This is a genomic window from Klebsiella sp. JN_Kp122, assembly GCF_040062085.1.
Classification (GTDB): Bacteria; Pseudomonadota; Gammaproteobacteria; order Enterobacterales; family Enterobacteriaceae; genus Klebsiella; species Klebsiella aerogenes.
Genome location: NZ_JBEAHW010000044.1, coordinates 1 through 16,192, shown reverse-complemented (window position 1 = coordinate 16,192; position 16,192 = coordinate 1). Strand labels below are relative to the sequence as shown.

Annotated in this window: 14 protein-coding genes and 1 rRNA gene; 6 read left to right on the top strand and 9 right to left on the bottom strand. The window is 54.5% G+C overall.

The window, feature by feature from the left end; genetic code table 11:
• Positions 1–3: 3 nt before the first annotated feature.
• Both ABLU78_RS18500 and ABLU78_RS18495 read right to left on the bottom strand, forming a co-directional pair.
• On the bottom strand, positions 4–606 hold the full coding sequence (locus tag ABLU78_RS18500; protein ID WP_044865654.1) for a DUF1788 domain-containing protein: 603 nt from the start codon (positions 604–606) through the stop codon (positions 4–6).
• Positions 603–1,205 (bottom strand): DUF1819 family protein, encoded by a 603-nt coding sequence (locus ABLU78_RS18495; RefSeq protein ID WP_102135186.1) that lies wholly within the window; start codon positions 1,203–1,205, stop codon positions 603–605. The genes ABLU78_RS18500 and ABLU78_RS18495 overlap by 4 nt, the downstream gene beginning before the upstream one ends.
• Before the next feature lie 310 nt (positions 1,206–1,515).
• On the opposite strand from ABLU78_RS18495, the gene ABLU78_RS18490 reads away from it, so the two are divergent.
• Together ABLU78_RS18490 and ABLU78_RS18485 are read left to right on the top strand one after the other, a co-directional pair.
• Entirely contained in the window at positions 1,516–2,001 is a 486-nt protein-coding gene (locus ABLU78_RS18490) for a hypothetical protein (RefSeq protein WP_070534019.1), read from the top strand.
• A 5-nt stretch (positions 2,002–2,006) separates the two neighbouring features.
• Positions 2,007–2,765: a caspase family protein gene (locus ABLU78_RS18485; protein ID WP_084832200.1), complete on the top strand. Its 759-nt coding sequence runs from the start codon at positions 2,007–2,009 to the stop codon at positions 2,763–2,765.
• A 736-nt stretch (positions 2,766–3,501) separates the two neighbouring features.
• Here the strand turns inward: ABLU78_RS18485 and ABLU78_RS18480 are convergent.
• From ABLU78_RS18480 to ABLU78_RS18455, 6 genes are all read right to left on the bottom strand, one after another.
• Positions 3,502–3,846, bottom strand: coding sequence for a DUF1294 domain-containing protein (locus ABLU78_RS18480; RefSeq protein WP_048229578.1), 345 nt, complete (start codon positions 3,844–3,846; stop codon positions 3,502–3,504).
• Positions 3,847–3,961: 115 nt separating this feature from the next.
• Positions 3,962–4,720 (bottom strand): DNA/RNA non-specific endonuclease, encoded by a 759-nt coding sequence (locus tag ABLU78_RS18475; RefSeq protein WP_207117396.1) that lies wholly within the window; start codon positions 4,718–4,720, stop codon positions 3,962–3,964.
• 278 nt (positions 4,721–4,998) lie between these two features.
• A complete protein-coding gene (locus tag ABLU78_RS18470; RefSeq protein WP_048229574.1) occupies positions 4,999–8,148 on the bottom strand; it encodes a CusA/CzcA family heavy metal efflux RND transporter in 3,150 nt (1,049 codons plus the stop codon).
• 11 nt (positions 8,149–8,159) lie between these two features.
• The gene (locus ABLU78_RS18465; protein WP_048229573.1) at positions 8,160–9,422 is read right to left on the bottom strand and encodes an efflux RND transporter periplasmic adaptor subunit; all 1,263 of its coding nucleotides are present in this window, start codon (positions 9,420–9,422) and stop codon (positions 8,160–8,162) included.
• Positions 9,423–9,467: 45 nt separating this feature from the next.
• Positions 9,468–9,812 carry a cation efflux system protein CusF gene (gene cusF / locus ABLU78_RS18460; RefSeq protein ID WP_020079739.1) on the bottom strand — a complete coding sequence of 115 codons (345 nt, stop codon included), beginning with the start codon at positions 9,810–9,812 and terminating at the stop codon, positions 9,468–9,470.
• Positions 9,813–9,829: 17 nt separating this feature from the next.
• A complete protein-coding gene (locus ABLU78_RS18455; protein WP_032713606.1) occupies positions 9,830–11,215 on the bottom strand; it encodes an efflux transporter outer membrane subunit in 1,386 nt (461 codons plus the stop codon).
• A 173-nt stretch (positions 11,216–11,388) separates the two neighbouring features.
• Between ABLU78_RS18455 and cusR the strand changes: the two genes are divergently transcribed.
• From cusR to ABLU78_RS18440, 3 genes are all read left to right on the top strand, one after another.
• Entirely contained in the window at positions 11,389–12,072 is a 684-nt protein-coding gene (cusR, locus tag ABLU78_RS18450; RefSeq protein WP_048229572.1) for a copper response regulator transcription factor CusR, read from the top strand.
• A complete protein-coding gene (locus ABLU78_RS18445) occupies positions 12,062–13,504 on the top strand; it encodes a Cu(+)/Ag(+) sensor histidine kinase (protein ID WP_048229570.1) in 1,443 nt (480 codons plus the stop codon). The genes cusR and ABLU78_RS18445 overlap by 11 nt, the downstream gene beginning before the upstream one ends.
• A 109-nt stretch (positions 13,505–13,613) precedes the next feature.
• Positions 13,614–13,934, top strand: coding sequence for a hypothetical protein (locus ABLU78_RS18440; protein ID WP_045378631.1), 321 nt, complete (start codon positions 13,614–13,616; stop codon positions 13,932–13,934).
• A 92-nt stretch (positions 13,935–14,026) separates the two neighbouring features.
• On the opposite strand, the gene ABLU78_RS18435 is transcribed toward ABLU78_RS18440, so the two are convergent.
• Positions 14,027–15,148 carry a cupin domain-containing protein gene (locus ABLU78_RS18435; protein ID WP_032713608.1) on the bottom strand — a complete coding sequence of 374 codons (1,122 nt, stop codon included), beginning with the start codon at positions 15,146–15,148 and terminating at the stop codon, positions 14,027–14,029.
• Between the two features lie 591 nt (positions 15,149–15,739).
• On the opposite strand from ABLU78_RS18435, the gene ABLU78_RS18430 reads away from it, so the two are divergent.
• Positions 15,740–16,192: ribosomal RNA gene (locus ABLU78_RS18430) — 16S ribosomal RNA — on the top strand; the annotation flags it as partial.

The window sequence follows — 16,192 nt, the reverse complement described above, 5'->3', positions numbered from 1 at the left end:
TCTTTAACGAGGATTCAATGTCGCCGCAGGCCCGCTTTCGGGTACCAGCCTGAAGGCGCGATAATAATTTCGGGAATCAATACCCGCCAGGGGGGAGAGATCGTGTCCGCTATAGGTTCCCGGATAAAACATCAACAGAGGGGTAAAACCCATTACGTCCTGCAAGGCGCTCATCAGCTCATGGCCACGAACCAGCGGCCAGGCATTACCCATGCCTGTCAGGATGACAAATTCTTGATTCTGAAGATCGACTTTTTTTGCTATGTAATCCGCGATCTTTTTCTGATTCAATAAGCCAACGAGTTGTTTTTTCAGCGCTTCGGTACCGACTTTCACTTCCTGCTGACAGACGCGCTCAAATAACCCACGTTCGGTGAGCATGTCGATAATGATCTGAAAGATGTTGAGGTGCGTGAACTTGTGGTCCTTTTCCAGATTACGGAAAAGATACTTCAGGTGTTCACGTACCTGTAGCTCATTCTGAGCAGGATAATCAAAAATCCAGAACCCAATCTCATTACCTGAGCCGTTGTTTTTGAGAAAGCGCTCTTCGCTAATGCGGCTCTGAACCTGTGACAGGCGGTATTCAAGCACGGGATCGATCACCGTTGCCCCTCCAGAATAGAAACCAATTCTTGTTGCCCGAGGCGCTGCAAGGTTGCCTGGGTTTCTGGTAAAAGAAAGACTGACTGGAGATTACGTCGGCGTGGCGTATCCAGATAACCCGCCTCAGCCAGTGCTTTAATCAGGTTGTTACCCATTTTTTTGATGGATGAATCTGAGTAACTAGTGAGTACGGGCTGCTGACGAAGATGGCTGGTCACGAACTCATCCCAGCTATCTATAGGGAGCTTTTCTTTAAATTGTCGGCGCAGATCGTTTACCACTTCAGCCAGGAAGTCTTTAACAACCGGTGAATGGAGTACCAGAGCGACAAATAGCAATTGCTGACGCTCGCGCTCGCTCCCTTCCGCAATAAGTGACCACGCGGCTTTATCAAGCGTATTCAGGCGTAGTTTTATCGTTGTGGCATAGCGCTTTGCAGTATTGGCAGAGGAAGCCTGGAGAATGTTATGACCCACGATCTGCTCTTGCCAGGTCTGTTCATCGGGAGCGGTAAGCATGAGCTCAGCGATGATTCGACTTTCCCTGCTCATCAGCGGCCCGCCTAGCAGGTCTCCAATCCATGCCTTGTCGTTTTTCATCGTCATATCTACCCTCTGAAGACTGCTATGCAGCTCGCAAAAAAACAAACAATGATTGTAATGGGGGAAGGGGCCGGATGCCATGAGAAAAGGCAATTTGTGAGATAGTAAAGAGCAGAAAGTGGGGGAAGGGCTACTTTCTTTGTAATTTGAATAATAAATGCTCATTTCTCCCCTCCTTTGCTACGAGTCCCAGTTATACATTATTTCAACGTATCGTATGCACGGGGAGTCATTCTTACCTTTAAACAATACTTTTTATGTGGTATTAATTTGTGCCTATTTCTCTTTTTTTTCATGGAGTTGAATTTTGTCTGATATTGCAGTAACCGCAGCCAGTCAAGGAATTGACTGGTTTAAATACATCTCTCCTGTCGCCAGTGTTATTGTATCTACTGGCATCACTTACTGGTTTTTTGTGGCTCGTAAAAAAGATGAAAATCTCAGCTACCTCAATAAAGAAATCAGTGACATTCTTAAAATATCTATGGCGTATCCTCACTGCGAATACAAAGAGTTTTGTGATTCATGGGATCCGGTCAAAGCTAAAGATGGCTCACCGGAAGCGGTTAAATACCTTCAGTATAATATTTATACAACTCTTGTTTTTAATTACGCCAGTAGTCTTTGTTCACATTTTAAATATAATGAAGATAAGTTTTTGCAACATACCGACATTAAATCATGGATTCGTCTTCACAAAAAAGCTTGGAAACAACCTTTGAATGATGAAAACGAAAATATTGATACCTACGAAAGAGAATTCATTGAAATTGTTAACAGATATATAGGGTAAGAGTTATGAAACGAAAGGCGATTATTATTGCAAATGTTGCTAGTGATTTACCCGGTACACAAGTAGATATTGCAAATATCCGTAATTTTCTAAAAAGTCTACAAGGAGGGGCATGGTATGAACATGAAATATGTATTCTTGAGAACCCTTCCAGAGCTAGCTTGATAACTGAACTGAACGATGTTAAAAAAACTGTAGATTTTTCTATAGTATTCTTCACTGGTCATGGAGATCGCGATGAAACACAGACGCGGTTTAATCTTAATGATAGTGGGCAACTTATGTTTGAAAATGACCTCAAAGGATTAAGTCCTCGACAAATAAATGTTTTTGACTGTTGTAGAGTATTAGCATCTGGCCATGTCGCCAACGACATGATGCTTGAAGCAGCAATGGAGAGCTATAGTTCTCGTCCTGAATTTCTTACGGAAAGTCAGGCAAGGATGCTGTATCAGCGTCGAATAGAAAATACGCCCCCTCAGACCGTGACGCTTTATTCCTGTTCCGAAGATGAGTATTCTCTCGATACTGAGAATGGTGGCCTCTTTATTTCGTCACTTCTTAAACAGGCGGAGAAGTTTTCTAACAGTTCGCAGTCTTACAGAACTGCTTTGAGTTGTATTGGCGACATTCGGGATGCGGTCCGGCAGAAATCTGCACGAGTAGAGAATAATGCACAAAATCCTGCTTGGGTAGCTCCGCGGTTATTACCAGAAAATCAGTTAATACTTAGTCTCAACCCTTATTTGCATGCGCACTTATAAATATATATACAATGCTAATTAGATAACATCATAGGGCTTCGTTACTGGCCAAGGCGAAGTCCATTCGCCTCGTGCTATACTTCCTGTTAGAAAGTATTATATTGATGATAAGAACGCAGGTATTACAACGCTCAGAATATAAGCTAACTGAACATTATTCGATTATAGTGAAGGGTTCTCCACTCTCATACAGCACTTTAGCCATCTCGTGGTTTTGGTCTGGAAGCTTTCGAAAAATCTCGCTGCGACTGGCTAAATGCCGGCAGAGGCCTTACCCTCGAATGCGTTTCGGACTTGGAAAATAATCACGCAACTTTGCGATCTTCCACCCAGTATTCAATTTTATGTCCCATTTTGGGGGCAAATCCCTAAGTTAGAACCTCAAAACCCATTATTTTTCAATAAATTAAACGCAAAGGCGAGTCCGGCCTTCGCACCAAGTCGACAATAAGATCATCCGATGGCACTTTTTATGTGAATTTCAGTATCGGTTTAATCACGCCGTTTAACGAATGAGAGCGTTATCCATCCACCAACCGCACTAATTCGGCTGCAAATTTTTCCGGATAAAGTATTTCCCCTGTCGATTACGTTGGCATAAGAAACAATACTATACCGTTGCAATTTAGAGCTATTTTGAATGCCTGTAAACGAGAGGATTAATGTGCGACATTCGGGATACGTATTAAACTCGCAGGAATCAGGCTCATAACCACTAGCGGGCAGGTCACCAACCCTACACCCCATAATCCCGGTACAGCCAATACCCGCCAACCAGCACCACAACATTCAGCACGATGCTAATAATGAAATACGTTCTGAATGGCTGCTTCTGGGTTTTGTGGCGAAAACACTGCTGCCCGGCAATCGCGCCCGGCCATCCGCCAAGCAGGCCGAAGGCCAGCAGGGTGGATTCCGGGATCCGGCTCCAGGCTTTACGGGCGGCTAATTTATCGATGCCGTAGATAAGCCAGGTTAGCACGTTCGCCAGCAGGAACCACATGGCGATGGAATAGGGCAGTAACACGCTGCCGACGGCGGCAAGGGCCAGCAGGAAGTAACAAAAATAACCGAGCTTCATACGATATCAACAGCGCTTAGCGGTGGCAGAGACGGCAACTATACCTGGTTTGTTGGCTGGCGGTAAGACGCCGATTGTTAATCGCGACAGGTCGACAACTTTACCCCTCCGTTCCCTACCTGCAACCCATTTCCCGCGCCAACCTACCCGGCTGCGTTTTTAAGGTTGCGGCAGTGGCCGCTGGCAGTGCTGACCACAGCGTCAAATGCGGACTGGTGCGGCGCTCAATCTCCGCCACCGTCACCTGATGGTCGCAAAAATTGGCATCGCGCGGCGTTGCCTGGTCCAGCACGAATGCTGCGTACTGGCCGCTCTGCGGGCCGCTATCGAGGAAAATAATCTTCCAGTAACCGCTGGGGATCTCCACGCCCGGCGCGGCGGGCAGCGTGGCGATATGCCGTTCGAACAGTGGCCCGGTAACCGAATAAAGCGCCGTCACCTCCGGGCGCCCGGCTAACGCGCGCTCCGCGTCTTCCAGCCGCGCCCATGCTCCCTGATTCAGCGCCGCTTCCTGCGGGGTGATATTCGACAGATAGTTCAGCGCAGGCCAGTCCTCCGCGCCGCCGAGGCTCGCCAGCGGTGCCTGATGGCCGCGATCGACCGCCAGTAAGGTGTTGGCCCGGCGATAGTCGGCGGGCGCCAGGGTATCGGCTGCGGGTAAATCGGGGTCCTGCTTCCACACTCTTGCCCGGTTGCTGGCCTCGCTGGCACGGGTGATTTTATACGCTACCCAGTTGGCCAGTTTTCGACTGGGGTTATTGTTCAGCGTGTAGGCCGCGCGGAAGAGCGTCTGTTGGCTGCCGCCGGTTGGGCAGCCAACTTCGCAATTATCCACCTTTGCTGTCGCGGCATGGCAGGGTGATATCGTATTCAGGGCAGAAAGTAATAACAGCAAAAATAAACAGGGTGGAAAAGGATTCAGGTTCATCGATAGCGCTCATTGAATTAAGGCCCACCTTTTCTCTGCGTGATAAATACGCAGTCAGGGTGAGCAGGAAAATCAATGAAGCTAAAGGGAATAACGTGGCGTGAAGGCCGATTGGCGTAGAGGATGAGATAATATGAGTGTGGATGTTGGTTAAATGAGGGAATGACTTGTGGGTCTAATAATTAAAAAGCCCGCCGGTGAAATACCAACGGGCTTGCCTTTATTTATTCTCCGCGCTTGCCCCGATGCCGATACAGCCACATCAGCTTATATGCCGCCGGAATGATAAACAGCGACAACAGCGGCGCGGTGATCATCCCGCCAATCATCGGCGCGGCGATACGGCTCATCACTTCCGAACCGGCGCCAGTGCCCCATAAAATCGGCAGCAGGCCAGCGATAATCACCGCCACGGTCATCGCCTTTGGCCGCACGCGCAGCACCGCGCCTTGGTACAGCGCCTCGTCGAGCTTATCGGCGCTGAAGGTCTGCGGGTTCTCCAGCGATGGCTCCGCCTCGATGGCGTGGCGCAGGTACATCAGCATCACCACGCCAAACTCCGCCGCCACTCCGGCCAGGGCGATAAAGCCGGTACCGGTGGCCACCGACAAATGGAACCCCATCCAGTAAAGGAACCAGATCCCGCCGACGAGGGCGAACGGCACGCTGGTGATAATCAGCAACGCCTCGCCGAAGCGGCGGAACGCCAGGTACAGCAGCACGAAGATAATCATTAGCGTCATCGGCACCATCAGCTTCAGCTTCTGATTGGCGCGCTCCAGCAGCTCAAACTGCCCGGAGTAGGAGACGCTGATGCCCGGCTTCAGCTTCACCTCTTTGCCGATGGCCTGCTGCAGATCGCGCACCACCGACACCATATCGCGGTCGCGGGCGTCGATGTAGATCCAACTGGTCGGGCGGGCGTTCTCGGTCTTCAGCATCGATGGCCCGGTAACGACTTTAACCTCGGCGACGTCGCCGAGCACGATCTGCTGCTTCAGCGGCGTGAGGATCGGCAACTGGCGGAGGATCTCCGGGCTGTCGCGATAGCTCTGCGGGTAGCGGATGTTGATCGGATATCGCTCGACGCCCTCTACCGTTTCGCCAACCATCGCGCCGCCGATGGCGAACGAGACGAACAGCTGCACATCGCCGACGGTCATGCCGTAACGGGCCGCCTTCTCACGCTGAATATCAATGTTGAGGTAGCGCCCGCCGACCAGCCGCTCGGCTAATGCTGACGTGACCCCCGGCACGGTGCGCGCCACCACTTCAATTTGTTCGGCGATGGCGTCGATATCGGCCAGGTTAGTGCCGGAAACTTTAATGCCGATCGGGCTCTTGATGCCGGTGGAGAGCATGTCGATGCGGTTGCGGATCGGCGGCACCCACAGGTTCGCCAGCCCCGGCAAACGCACGGTTTTATCCAGCTCCTCGACGATCTTCTCCATGGTCATCCCCGGTCGCCACTGATCCTGCGGCTTGAGCTGAATCGTGGTCTCTACCATCTCCAGCGGCGCCGAGTCGGTGGCGGTTTCGGCCTTGCCGGTTTTGCCGAACACCCGCGCCACTTCCGGCACCGTCATGATCAGCTTATCGGTTTTCTGCAGCATATCCGCCGCCTGCGCAGCGGAGATCCCCGGCAGCGTTGACGGCATATACAGCAGGTCGCCTTCGTTAATCTGCGGCAGAAACTCGCCGCCGACCCGGTTAAGCGGCCAGATAACCGTCAGGATCGACAGGAGCGCGATCAGCAGGGTAGTCTTCGGCCAGTGCAGTACCTTCAGCAGCAGCGGGTGATAAATGCGGATCAAAAAGCGGTTCAGCGGATTGCTGTTCTCCGCCGGGATCTTGCCGCGGATCCAGAAGCCCATCAGGATCGGGATCACCACGATCGCCAGCAGCGCCGCCCCGGCCATCGACCAGGTTTTGGTGAAGGCCAGCGGGCCGAACAGTTTGCCCTCCTGGCCTTCGAGGGTGAAAATCGGGATAAACGACAGGGTAATGATCAGCAGGCTGATAAACAGTGCCGGGCCGACCTCCACCGACGCATCGGTAATGATTTTCCAGCGGATGTCGTTGCTTAGCTTCTCTCCCGGGTGCTGATGTTCCCACTCTTCCAGCCGCTTATGGGCGTTCTCAATCATCACGATGGCAGCATCGACCATCGCCCCCACCGCAATGGCGATCCCGCCCAGCGACATGATGTTGGCGTTAAGCCCCTGGAAATGCATCATGATAAAGGCGAAACACAGGCCGAGCGGCAGCGAAATAATCGCCACCAGCGCCGAGCGCACGTGCCACAGGAACAGGGCGCAGACCAGCGCAACGACGATAAACTCTTCCAGCAGCTTGTAGCTGAGGTTGTCGATGGCGCGGTCGATAAGCTGGCTGCGGTCGTAGGGGGTAACCACTTCAACCCCTTCCGGCAGGCTGCTTTGCAGCGATGCCAGCTTCTCTTTGACCGCCGAGATCACCTCGCGGGCGTTCTTGCCGGAGCGCAGGATCACCACGCCGCCGGCCACTTCGCCTTCGCCGTTAAGCTCGGCGATACCGCGGCGCATCTCCGGGCCGATCTGCACCCGCGCGACGTCGCCGAGATAGACCGGCACGCCGTTATCGCTGGTTTTCAGTACGATATTTTTGAAGTCGTCGAGCGTCTGCAGGTAGCCGCTGGCGCGCACCATATATTCGGCTTCCGCCAGTTCGACGGAAGAACCGCCGGCTTCCTGGTTAGACGCATCCAGCGCCGATTTCACCTCGCCGAGGCTGATGCCGTACTGGGTCAGCTTCATCGGGTCGACGACAATCTGATACTCCTTGACCACGCCGCCTACCGACGCCACTTCCGAGACGTTTGGAATGGTTTTTAGCTCATATTTTAAGAACCAGTCCTGCAACGAGCGCAGTTCGGCGAGGTCATGTTTGCCGCTGCGGTCGACCAGCGCGTACTCGAAGACCCAGCCAACGCCGGTGGCGTCCGGGCCCATTTCGGCGCTGACCCCGGCGGGCAGTTTGCCCTGCACCTGGTTGAGATACTCCAGCACCCGCGAGCGCGCCCAGTAAGGATCGGTGCCGTCTTCAAAAATCACATACACGTAGGAGTCGCCAAACTGCGAGAAGCCGCGCACCGTTTTGGCGCCAGGGACTGACAGCATGGTGGTGGTCAGCGGCCAGGTGACCTGGTTTTCGACGATCTGCGGCGCCTGCCCCGGATAGCTGGTTTTGACGATCACCTGTACATCAGAGAGGTCCGGCAGAGCGTCTACCGGGGTGTGGATGATGGTCCAGGTCCCCCAGATGCTGAGAAACAGCGCCGCCATCATCACCAGGAAGCGGTTGGCCACCGAGCGGCGGATAATCCATTCAATCATTGTTCCGTTCCTCAGTGCGCGTGGGCGGCAGGAGCCGTGACATCAGGAGCCTGCGTGCGCATGCGCTCCAGCGCGCCGGAGATATTGGCTTCCGAGTCGATCAGGAACAGGCCGCTGGCGACGACTTTTTCGCCCTCCTGCAGACCGCTGCGAATGGCCGTAACGCCATTGGATTCATGGAATGCCTGCACGATTTTCGGCACGAAGCGGCCCTCGTTATCCACGGAAATCACTCGCTGCTCGCTGCCGCTGTCGATCAACGCTTTTGATGGGATTAGCAGCATCGGCGCGCTTTCGCTGGTCAGTTTCAGATAGGCGTTCATCCCCGGCTTCAGCGCTTCATCCGGGTTGTTGACCTGCAGGCGCAGCTGCAGGGTACGGGTGGCGCTATCGACGCTGGGGAGAATGGTCCATTTGTTGATGCTGAAGGTTTTGCCCGGCCAGGCGGGAACCTGAATGGCGAACTGCGAGGCGTCTTTAATTAGCCAGGCGATGGATTCCGGCACCGCCACGCTGACCCACACCGGGTCCATGCCCTGAATTTTCGCCACCACATTATCTTTGGCGATATTCATTCCGGCGCGCAGATCGAAGGCGGTGATCACCCCGTCGATTGGCGCTTTGAGGGTAAAGCGGGTCTGGATTTTACGCGTGGTTTTCAGGCGGCGGATATCGTCATCCGGCATCCCGGCAAGGCGTAGACGCTCGAGGATCCCCTCAACCTGCGTGGCGGTGCCCCCGGTCTCCTGCAACAACAGATATTCGCTCTGCGCTTCCACCCAGTCCGGGATGGTCAGCTCGAGCAACGGCGTGCCTTGCTTGACTTTGTCGCCGACGGTCAGCGGATAGACTTTATTAATAAAGCCCGCCGCCCGCGCCTGCATAATCACGTACTGGTACTCGTTATAGCTGATGTTGGCCGGAAAGGTCTGGGCGTAGCGCAGCGGCCCGCGGGTGACCGCGGCGGTTTTTACGCCGAGGTTTTGGGTCTGCGTCGGGTCGATACGCACCCCCGGCGCACCGGCGGCGGCACTCTCCTCATCAGCGTATTTTGGCACCAGGTCCATATCCATAAACGGCGATTTACCCGGTTTATCAAAGCGAGTATTCGGGTACATCGGGTCGTACCAGAACAGCACTTTACGCTGCTGCTCGGCCGCCGGATCGCTATCCATTGTCGGCGTCAGTCGGGTATACAGCGCCGCGGTAAGCGCGAAGCCAACCAGCATGCTGCCGAGGATCAGCGCCGTATTTTTCAGTGTCAGGGATGCCATGTGTCGTCCATTCAGTTGTTGAGGTAGGCTACCGTCGCCGGGCCGTTATTGGGCGCGGATATCCTGTAACAGCGACAGATTGCCCTGCTGAACGAAGGTGAAGTCCACGCTGTCGCCATCCTTCACATTGTTGAGCTGCGTCTGCGGGGTGATGGTGAAGCGCATGGTCATCGGCGGCCAGTTCACCGCCGGGATGGCGTCGTGGGCGATAGTGATTTTTTTGCTATCCATATCAATGGCTTTAATGACGCCTTTGCCAGTGATGCTTTGCGTCTGCGCGGCAGCGGGCTGCTCGTGCATTGTCATACCGGCGTGCGGTTCGGCGGCCTGGGCCGCGAACACTGCGCCAGAGAACAGGGTGAACAGGGCGATTTTAGACAGTGAATTCATAATCAAGACTCCTCGGGTTATTCCATCCAGCCGCCGCCGAGGGCGGTGAACAGGGTGATTTCATTAGCCTGACGGGAATAGTTGAGTTCCAGCAGGGTTTGTCGGGTGGTGAAAATGTCGCGCTGGGCGCTCAGGACTTCGATGTAGCTGACCGCGCCGTGACGATAGAGCGCAGTCGCGCGCTGCAGGGTGATATTTAGTGAAGCGAGATAGCGTTCCTGGGCGGCAATCTGATCGGCCAGGCTTTGGCGCAGGGCCAGCGCGTCGGCCACCTCTTTAAAGGCGGACTGTATTTTTTGCTCATAGTTGACTACCTGCTGCTGCTGGCGGATCTCCGCCAGATCGAGGTTGGCCTGATTACGCCCGGCGTTGAAAATCGGCAGTTCGATTTTTGGGATAAAGTTCCACATCGCGCTGCCGGCGTTAAACAGGCTGGAGAGCTCGCTGCTGCTGCCGGAGAGCGAGCTGGTCAGGGTAATCGACGGGAAGAAGGCCGCCCGCGCGGCGCCGATATTGGCGTTTGCCGCCAACAGGCTGTGTTCGGCTTCTAAAATATCCGGCCGCTGCAGCAGGATCTCTGAGGAGAGCGACGGCGGCAGGGTTACGCCTTTCAGATCCACCGCGCTGCTGGCGCTATCGTCCGGCAGCCGTTGATAGCTGCCGAGCAGCAGTTGCAGGGCGTTATTGGCCTGCGCCAGTTGACCTTGCCGTTTGGCGATATCGGCACGGGTGCTTTCGATCATGCCGCGCGCCTGTTCCAGCGCCAGAACGGTGGTGCTGCCGGTCAGCAGCTGTTTTTCAACGAAGGCGTAAGACTGCTGATAGTTCTGTAAGGTGTCGTTCGCCACCTGCAGCTGCGCCGCCGCCAGCCGCTGGTTGAAGTAGCTTTGTGAAACGTTAGCAATCAACAGGATATGCACCGTGCGCCGCGCCTCTTCGCTGGCGAAGAAGTTCTGTCGGTCGGCCTCGCTAAGGTTTTTCAACCGGCCAAAGAAGTCGAGGTCGTAGCTGAGATTCAAGCCGGCGGCATAATCGCTGCTGGTGGTGGTGTCGCCTTTGAGCTTGCCGCCATAGGTGGTGCTGCCGTCGCCGTTAAGCTGCGGGTAGCGGTCGGCGTCGGTCACCCGGTACTGGGCGCGGGCTTCCTGCACTTTCAGCGTCGCCATCCGTAGATCGCGGTTGTTGGTCAGCGCGGTGCTAATCAGGCTTTTCACCTGCGGGTCGACGAAAAAGGTGCGCCAACCGGTCTCCTGGTAGCCCGCCGTCGCGGTAACCAGTTTGTTCTGGCTGAGAGAGAACTGCTGCGGTACCGGCGCGGCGGGGCGCTGGTAGTCCGGAGCAAGTGACAAACAGCCGGTTAAGGCGAATATCACGCTGAGAGTAAGAAGCTTTATTGGGCGCATGGCGACAGACGGTTTTCGGCGATTTATCAATGGCGGATACTTTACGCAGCGGGCTCTGTTCAACGCGTGACAGGAAAATGACAAAGCTGTCATTTTCCTGATATTTCATTGCTATCCGGAGGGGCTCCTCTAAAATTGAATACCCGCACAGAGCGCGCGTGAAGGAGCCAACCGTGAAGATTTTGATTGTCGAAGATGAGAAGAAAACCGGGGAGTACCTGACCAAAGGGCTTACCGAAGCCGGATTCGTCGTCGACCTGGCCGACAACGGCCTTAACGGTTATCACCTGGCGATGACCAGCGACTACGATCTGCTGATCCTCGACATCATGCTGCCGGACGTCAACGGCTGGGATATCGTGCGCATGCTGCGCGTCGCCAATAAAGGGATGCCGATCCTGCTGCTCACCGCGCTTGGCACTATCGAGCATCGGGTGAAGGGGCTGGAGCTGGGCGCCGACGACTATCTGGTGAAGCCCTTTGCTTTTGCGGAACTGCTGGCGCGGGTGCGCACTCTGCTGCGTCGCGGGGCGGCGGTAATAGTAGAAAGCCAGTTTCAGGCGGCCGATCTCAGCGTTGATTTGGTCAGCCGCAAGGTGACGCGTGGCGCGACTCGTATCACCCTGACCAGCAAAGAGTTTACCCTGCTGGAGTTCTTCTTGCGCCATCAGGGCGAGGTGCTACCCCGTTCGCTGATCGCGTCGCAGGTGTGGGATATGAATTTCGACAGCGACACTAACGCTATCGACGTGGCAGTGAAGCGGCTGCGCGCCAAAATCGATAACGACTTCGAGCCGAAGCTTATCCAGACCGTGCGCGGCGTCGGCTATATGCTTGAGGTGCCGGATGGCCGCTAAGCGCCCCTTTTCGTTGGCCACCCGGCTGACCTTCTTTATCAGCCTCGCCACCATCATCGCTTTCTTTGCCTTCACCTGGATCATGATCCATTCGGTGAAGGCCCACTTTGAAGAGCGCGATGTTCACGACCTCAAGCAGCTAAGCACCACGCTTGAGACGGTGCTCAACCACGCCGACTATCCGCAGGAGCGGCGGCTGGAGATCTTAAAAAACGTGATTGGCGGCTACGCTAACGTCTTTATCTGTCTGGATGATGCCGAGGGCAATATCTTATTTCAGTCGCCAGACGGCCCGGAACTCAGCCATATTATGAGTACGCCGGGGCTGGCGATGAAGTTGCGCGATGGTAATGTGATTTCATGGACCGACCCGCAGCCGCGGGAAATGGTTCATGATAATCATCAAATGGAGACTCGCTCCTGGCGGCTAATCATGTTGCCGCTGGGCAAGCAGGCAGATGGCAAACCGGCCTGGCATCTGCTGATGGCCTTATCGATCGATTTTCACCTGCACTATATTAATGAACTCAAAGCGAAGCTGATTTCCGCGGCGTCGATAATCAGCCTGCTGATTATCGCCATCGTGCTGTTTGTAGTCTATCAGGGGCATAAGCCGATTCGCCAAATCAGCCGCCAGATCCAGAATATTACCTCGCGGGATCTTGATGTGCGCCTTGACCCGCAGGCGGTGCCCATTGAGCTGGAACGGCTGGCGCTGTCGTTTAACCATATGCTGGAGCGCATAGAGGATGTCTTTACTCGCCAGTCGAACTTTTCCGCCGATATCGCCCATGAAATCCGTACGCCGATTACCAACCTGGTCACGCAAACCGAAATCGCCTTAAGCCAGAGCCGCAGCCAGCAGGAGCTGGAAGAGGTGCTCTATTCCAATCTCGAAGAGTTCTCGCGCATGTCGCGGATGGTCAGCGATATGCTGTTCCTTGCCCAGGCCGATAATAACCAGCTGATCCCTGAACAGCGTGCGCTGGATCTGGCCGAGGAAGTGAATAAGGTGTTTGAGTTCTTTGAAGCGTGGGCGGAAGAAAAAGAGGTGGCGCTGCGTTTTGTCGGTAGCCACTGCCGGGTGATTGGCGACCCGCTGATGCTGCGGCGGGCAATCAGCAACCTGCTGTCGAACGCGATTCGCTATACGCCGGCCGGGCAGGCGGTGACCATTCAGTTGAGCGAAAGCGCCGAGAAGATTCGCCTGGTGGTGGAGAACCCCGGCGCGCCGATTGCCGCCGCGCATCTGCCACGCCTGTTTGATCGTTTCTATCGCGTCGACCCCTCGCGCCAGCGCAAAGGCGAGGGCAGCGGCATCGGTCTGGCGATTGTAAAATCGATTGTCAGCGCTCACCACGGCAGCGTGGCGGTGCAGTCCGATTCGCGCTCTACGCGTTTTATTGTGGTATTACCAAAATATGCGCAATAACGACCTCATCTGACGACTTCGTCATAATGCGGTCACGCTGGCGACAGAGCCAGTATTTTATCCTTCCTGTTGATGACTCACTATTTGTTAATCTGCAGGGAGTAATAGAATGAACACAGTACGCACTATCGTGGCTATCAGCGTTATTTTTGCAGCAAGTGTGGCGAATGCTGCGGAAATGACTCATCACAACGCGGCGTTGGCGCATGAGATGATGAACAACGGGCAGTCGCCGGCCCATCAGCAGATGGCGCAGGGGCATCTTGCGCAGGTGGGCGACAATCCTGCCTCCCCGAAACAGCCGCGTTCTTTTTCACAAATGAATGAACATGAACAGGCTGCGGTATTTCATGAATCGCTGAATAATGGCCAGGCGTTTGCCCATCAGGCGGAAGCAAAAGCGCATCGCCAACAAATTCCAGCTCTCTAATCAGTGGTGGAGGTGATGGGGGCGAGTTGCCTGGATAATGCCTGAGAGATAGCGGGCAGCGCCAGGCGGCTGCCCGTAGTATCGCGACTCTCTTACTCTTCGAAATACCAGTAGCCCTGATTAATCAGGCGCGTCAGTTCGCTAACGAACGCCGGATTTTTCAGGCCGCTGCCGAGCTCTTCTTGACCTAACGAGGTATAGCGACATAGCGCATCGAGCGCGCCGGCATCGGTAGTGTCGAGTTGTTCGCTATGCACGAAGAAGCTGTCGCCGATATGCAGAACGCGCAGGCCGCTCAGGCGAGAAAGCTTTTCCCCGCCCAGCAGCGCATCGACCACTTCCTCTTCTTCATATGCCGGTTCCGCCGGAGCAATATCCAGTTCGTGACGCGGCGTGGTGACGAAACTGCCGAACCACTGCTTGAAGTCTTCGGGTTGGCGAATCATGTCGATCATCATGTTGCGCAGACGGTCGAGTTCATATTCTTCAACCCGGCCCGGATGTTCGCGGCAGGTGAGATCCGGGTCGCTGTAGTGTTCGCCGCCGAGGTCGTTTTCCAGCACATAGTCGGCGAAGCTGCTGATCAGGTCGCGGCCGTTTGGCCCACGGAAGCCGACGGAGTAGTTCAGTGCCGTTTCGTGGGTCACGCCGTCGTGTGGGAATCCAGGCGGAATATAGAGGATGTCGCCCGGCTCCAGATCTTCATCAATAATCGGCGGGAACGGATCAACGTGCAGCAGCGCCGGATGTGGACAGAACTGACGCATCGGCAGCTTGTCACCCACGCGCCAGCGGCGGCTGCCCATGCCCTGAATAATAAAGACGTCATACTGATCGATATGTGGGCCAACGCCGCCGCCAGGAACGGAGAAGGAGATCATCAGATCGTCTAAACGCCAGTCCGGCAGTACGCGGAATGGGCGCACCAGTTCGGCGGCAGGCATATGCCAGTGGTTTACCGCCTGGGCCAGCAAGGACCAGCCGTTTTCACCCAGCCCATCGAAATGTTCAAAAGGACCGTTACTGGCCTGCCACTTACCGTTGACCAGGCTGACCAGCCGGCTATCGACTTCCGGCTCCATGGCTAACCCGGCCAGTTCATCTGGCGTGATGGGGTCGATGAAGTTCGGAAACGCCTTCTTTAATACGACCGGCTGCTTTTGCCAGTACTTCTCTAAGAACTCGGGCCAGTTAATGTTGAGTTGATAAGCCATAGATTATTACCAGTAGGAAGAAACGGCTCTGATTATAGAAAGGAGGGAAAGCGTGGCGCTTTGTCATGGGTCAAGAGTGATGCTTAATTCACCATTAGCGTTGTGAGGGCGTCGGCAGAGCGAGAAAAATCACTTTTTCGCAAAAAACGATTTTGACTGTAACTACGCTACAAGCCGCAGGAACACTGGGTTTTCGCATTTATATATCAAGAAGGATAAACGTGAAAAGTGTAATTAATGAGCGCTTGATAAGTTTTTTGTATTTTAAGGCTTGCTATATCTCAGCAGCTCCCTATAATGCGCACCCACTGACACGGCAGATGTGAATCACTTCACACAAACAGCCGGTTCGGTTGAAGAGAAAAATTCTGAAATTCAGGGTTGACTCTGAAAGAGGAAAGCGTAATATACGCCACCTCGCGACAGAGCGCTAAAGCGCGTCGCAACTGCTCTTTAACAATTTATCAGACAATCTGTGTGGGCACTCAAAGTGACATGGATTCTTAACGTCCTCGGACGAAAAATGAATACCAAGTCTCTGAGTGAACATACGTAATTCATTACGAAGTTTAATTCACGAGCATCAAACTTAAATTGAAGAGTTTGATCATGGCTCAGATTGAACGCTGGCGGCAGGCCTAACACATGCAAGTCGAGCGGTAGCACAGAGAGCTTGCTCTCGGGTGACGAGCGGCGGACGGGTGAGTAATGTCTGGGAAACTGCCTGATGGAGGGGGATAACTACTGGAAACGGTAGCTAATACCGCATAACGTCGCAAGACCAAAGTGGGGGACCTTCGGGCCTCATGCCATCAGATGTGCCCAGATGGGATTAGCTAGTAGGTGGGGTAATGGCTCACCTAGGCGACGATCCCTAGCTGGTCTGAGAGGATGACCAGCCACACTGGAACTGAGACACGGTCCAGACTCCTACGGGAGGCAGCAGTGGGGAATATTGCACAATGGGCGCAAGCCTGATGCAGCCATGCCGCGTGTATGAAGAAGGCCTTCGGGTTGTAAAGTACTTTCAGCGAGGAGGAAGGC

Excerpts from the sequence above, each read along its gene's own strand:
- ABLU78_RS18435 (WP_032713608.1), bottom strand. The coding sequence starts at position 15,148 with ATGGCTTATCAACTCAACATTAACTGGCCCGAGTTCTTAGAGAAGTAC.
- ABLU78_RS18485 (WP_084832200.1), top strand. The coding sequence starts at position 2,007 with ATGAAACGAAAGGCGATTATTATTGCAAATGTTGCTAGTGATTTACCC.
- ABLU78_RS18480 (WP_048229578.1), bottom strand. The coding sequence starts at position 3,846 with ATGAAGCTCGGTTATTTTTGTTACTTCCTGCTGGCCCTTGCCGCCGTC.
- ABLU78_RS18440 (WP_045378631.1), top strand. The coding sequence starts at position 13,614 with ATGAACACAGTACGCACTATCGTGGCTATCAGCGTTATTTTTGCAGCA.
- ABLU78_RS18445 (WP_048229570.1), top strand. The coding sequence starts at position 12,062 with ATGGCCGCTAAGCGCCCCTTTTCGTTGGCCACCCGGCTGACCTTCTTT.
- ABLU78_RS18470 (WP_048229574.1), bottom strand. The coding sequence starts at position 8,148 with ATGATTGAATGGATTATCCGCCGCTCGGTGGCCAACCGCTTCCTGGTG.
- ABLU78_RS18455 (WP_032713606.1), bottom strand. The coding sequence starts at position 11,215 with ATGCGCCCAATAAAGCTTCTTACTCTCAGCGTGATATTCGCCTTAACC.
- ABLU78_RS18465 (WP_048229573.1), bottom strand. The coding sequence starts at position 9,422 with ATGGCATCCCTGACACTGAAAAATACGGCGCTGATCCTCGGCAGCATG.
- ABLU78_RS18495 (WP_102135186.1), bottom strand. The coding sequence starts at position 1,205 with ATGAAAAACGACAAGGCATGGATTGGAGACCTGCTAGGCGGGCCGCTG.
- cusF (WP_020079739.1), bottom strand. The coding sequence starts at position 9,812 with ATGAATTCACTGTCTAAAATCGCCCTGTTCACCCTGTTCTCTGGCGCA.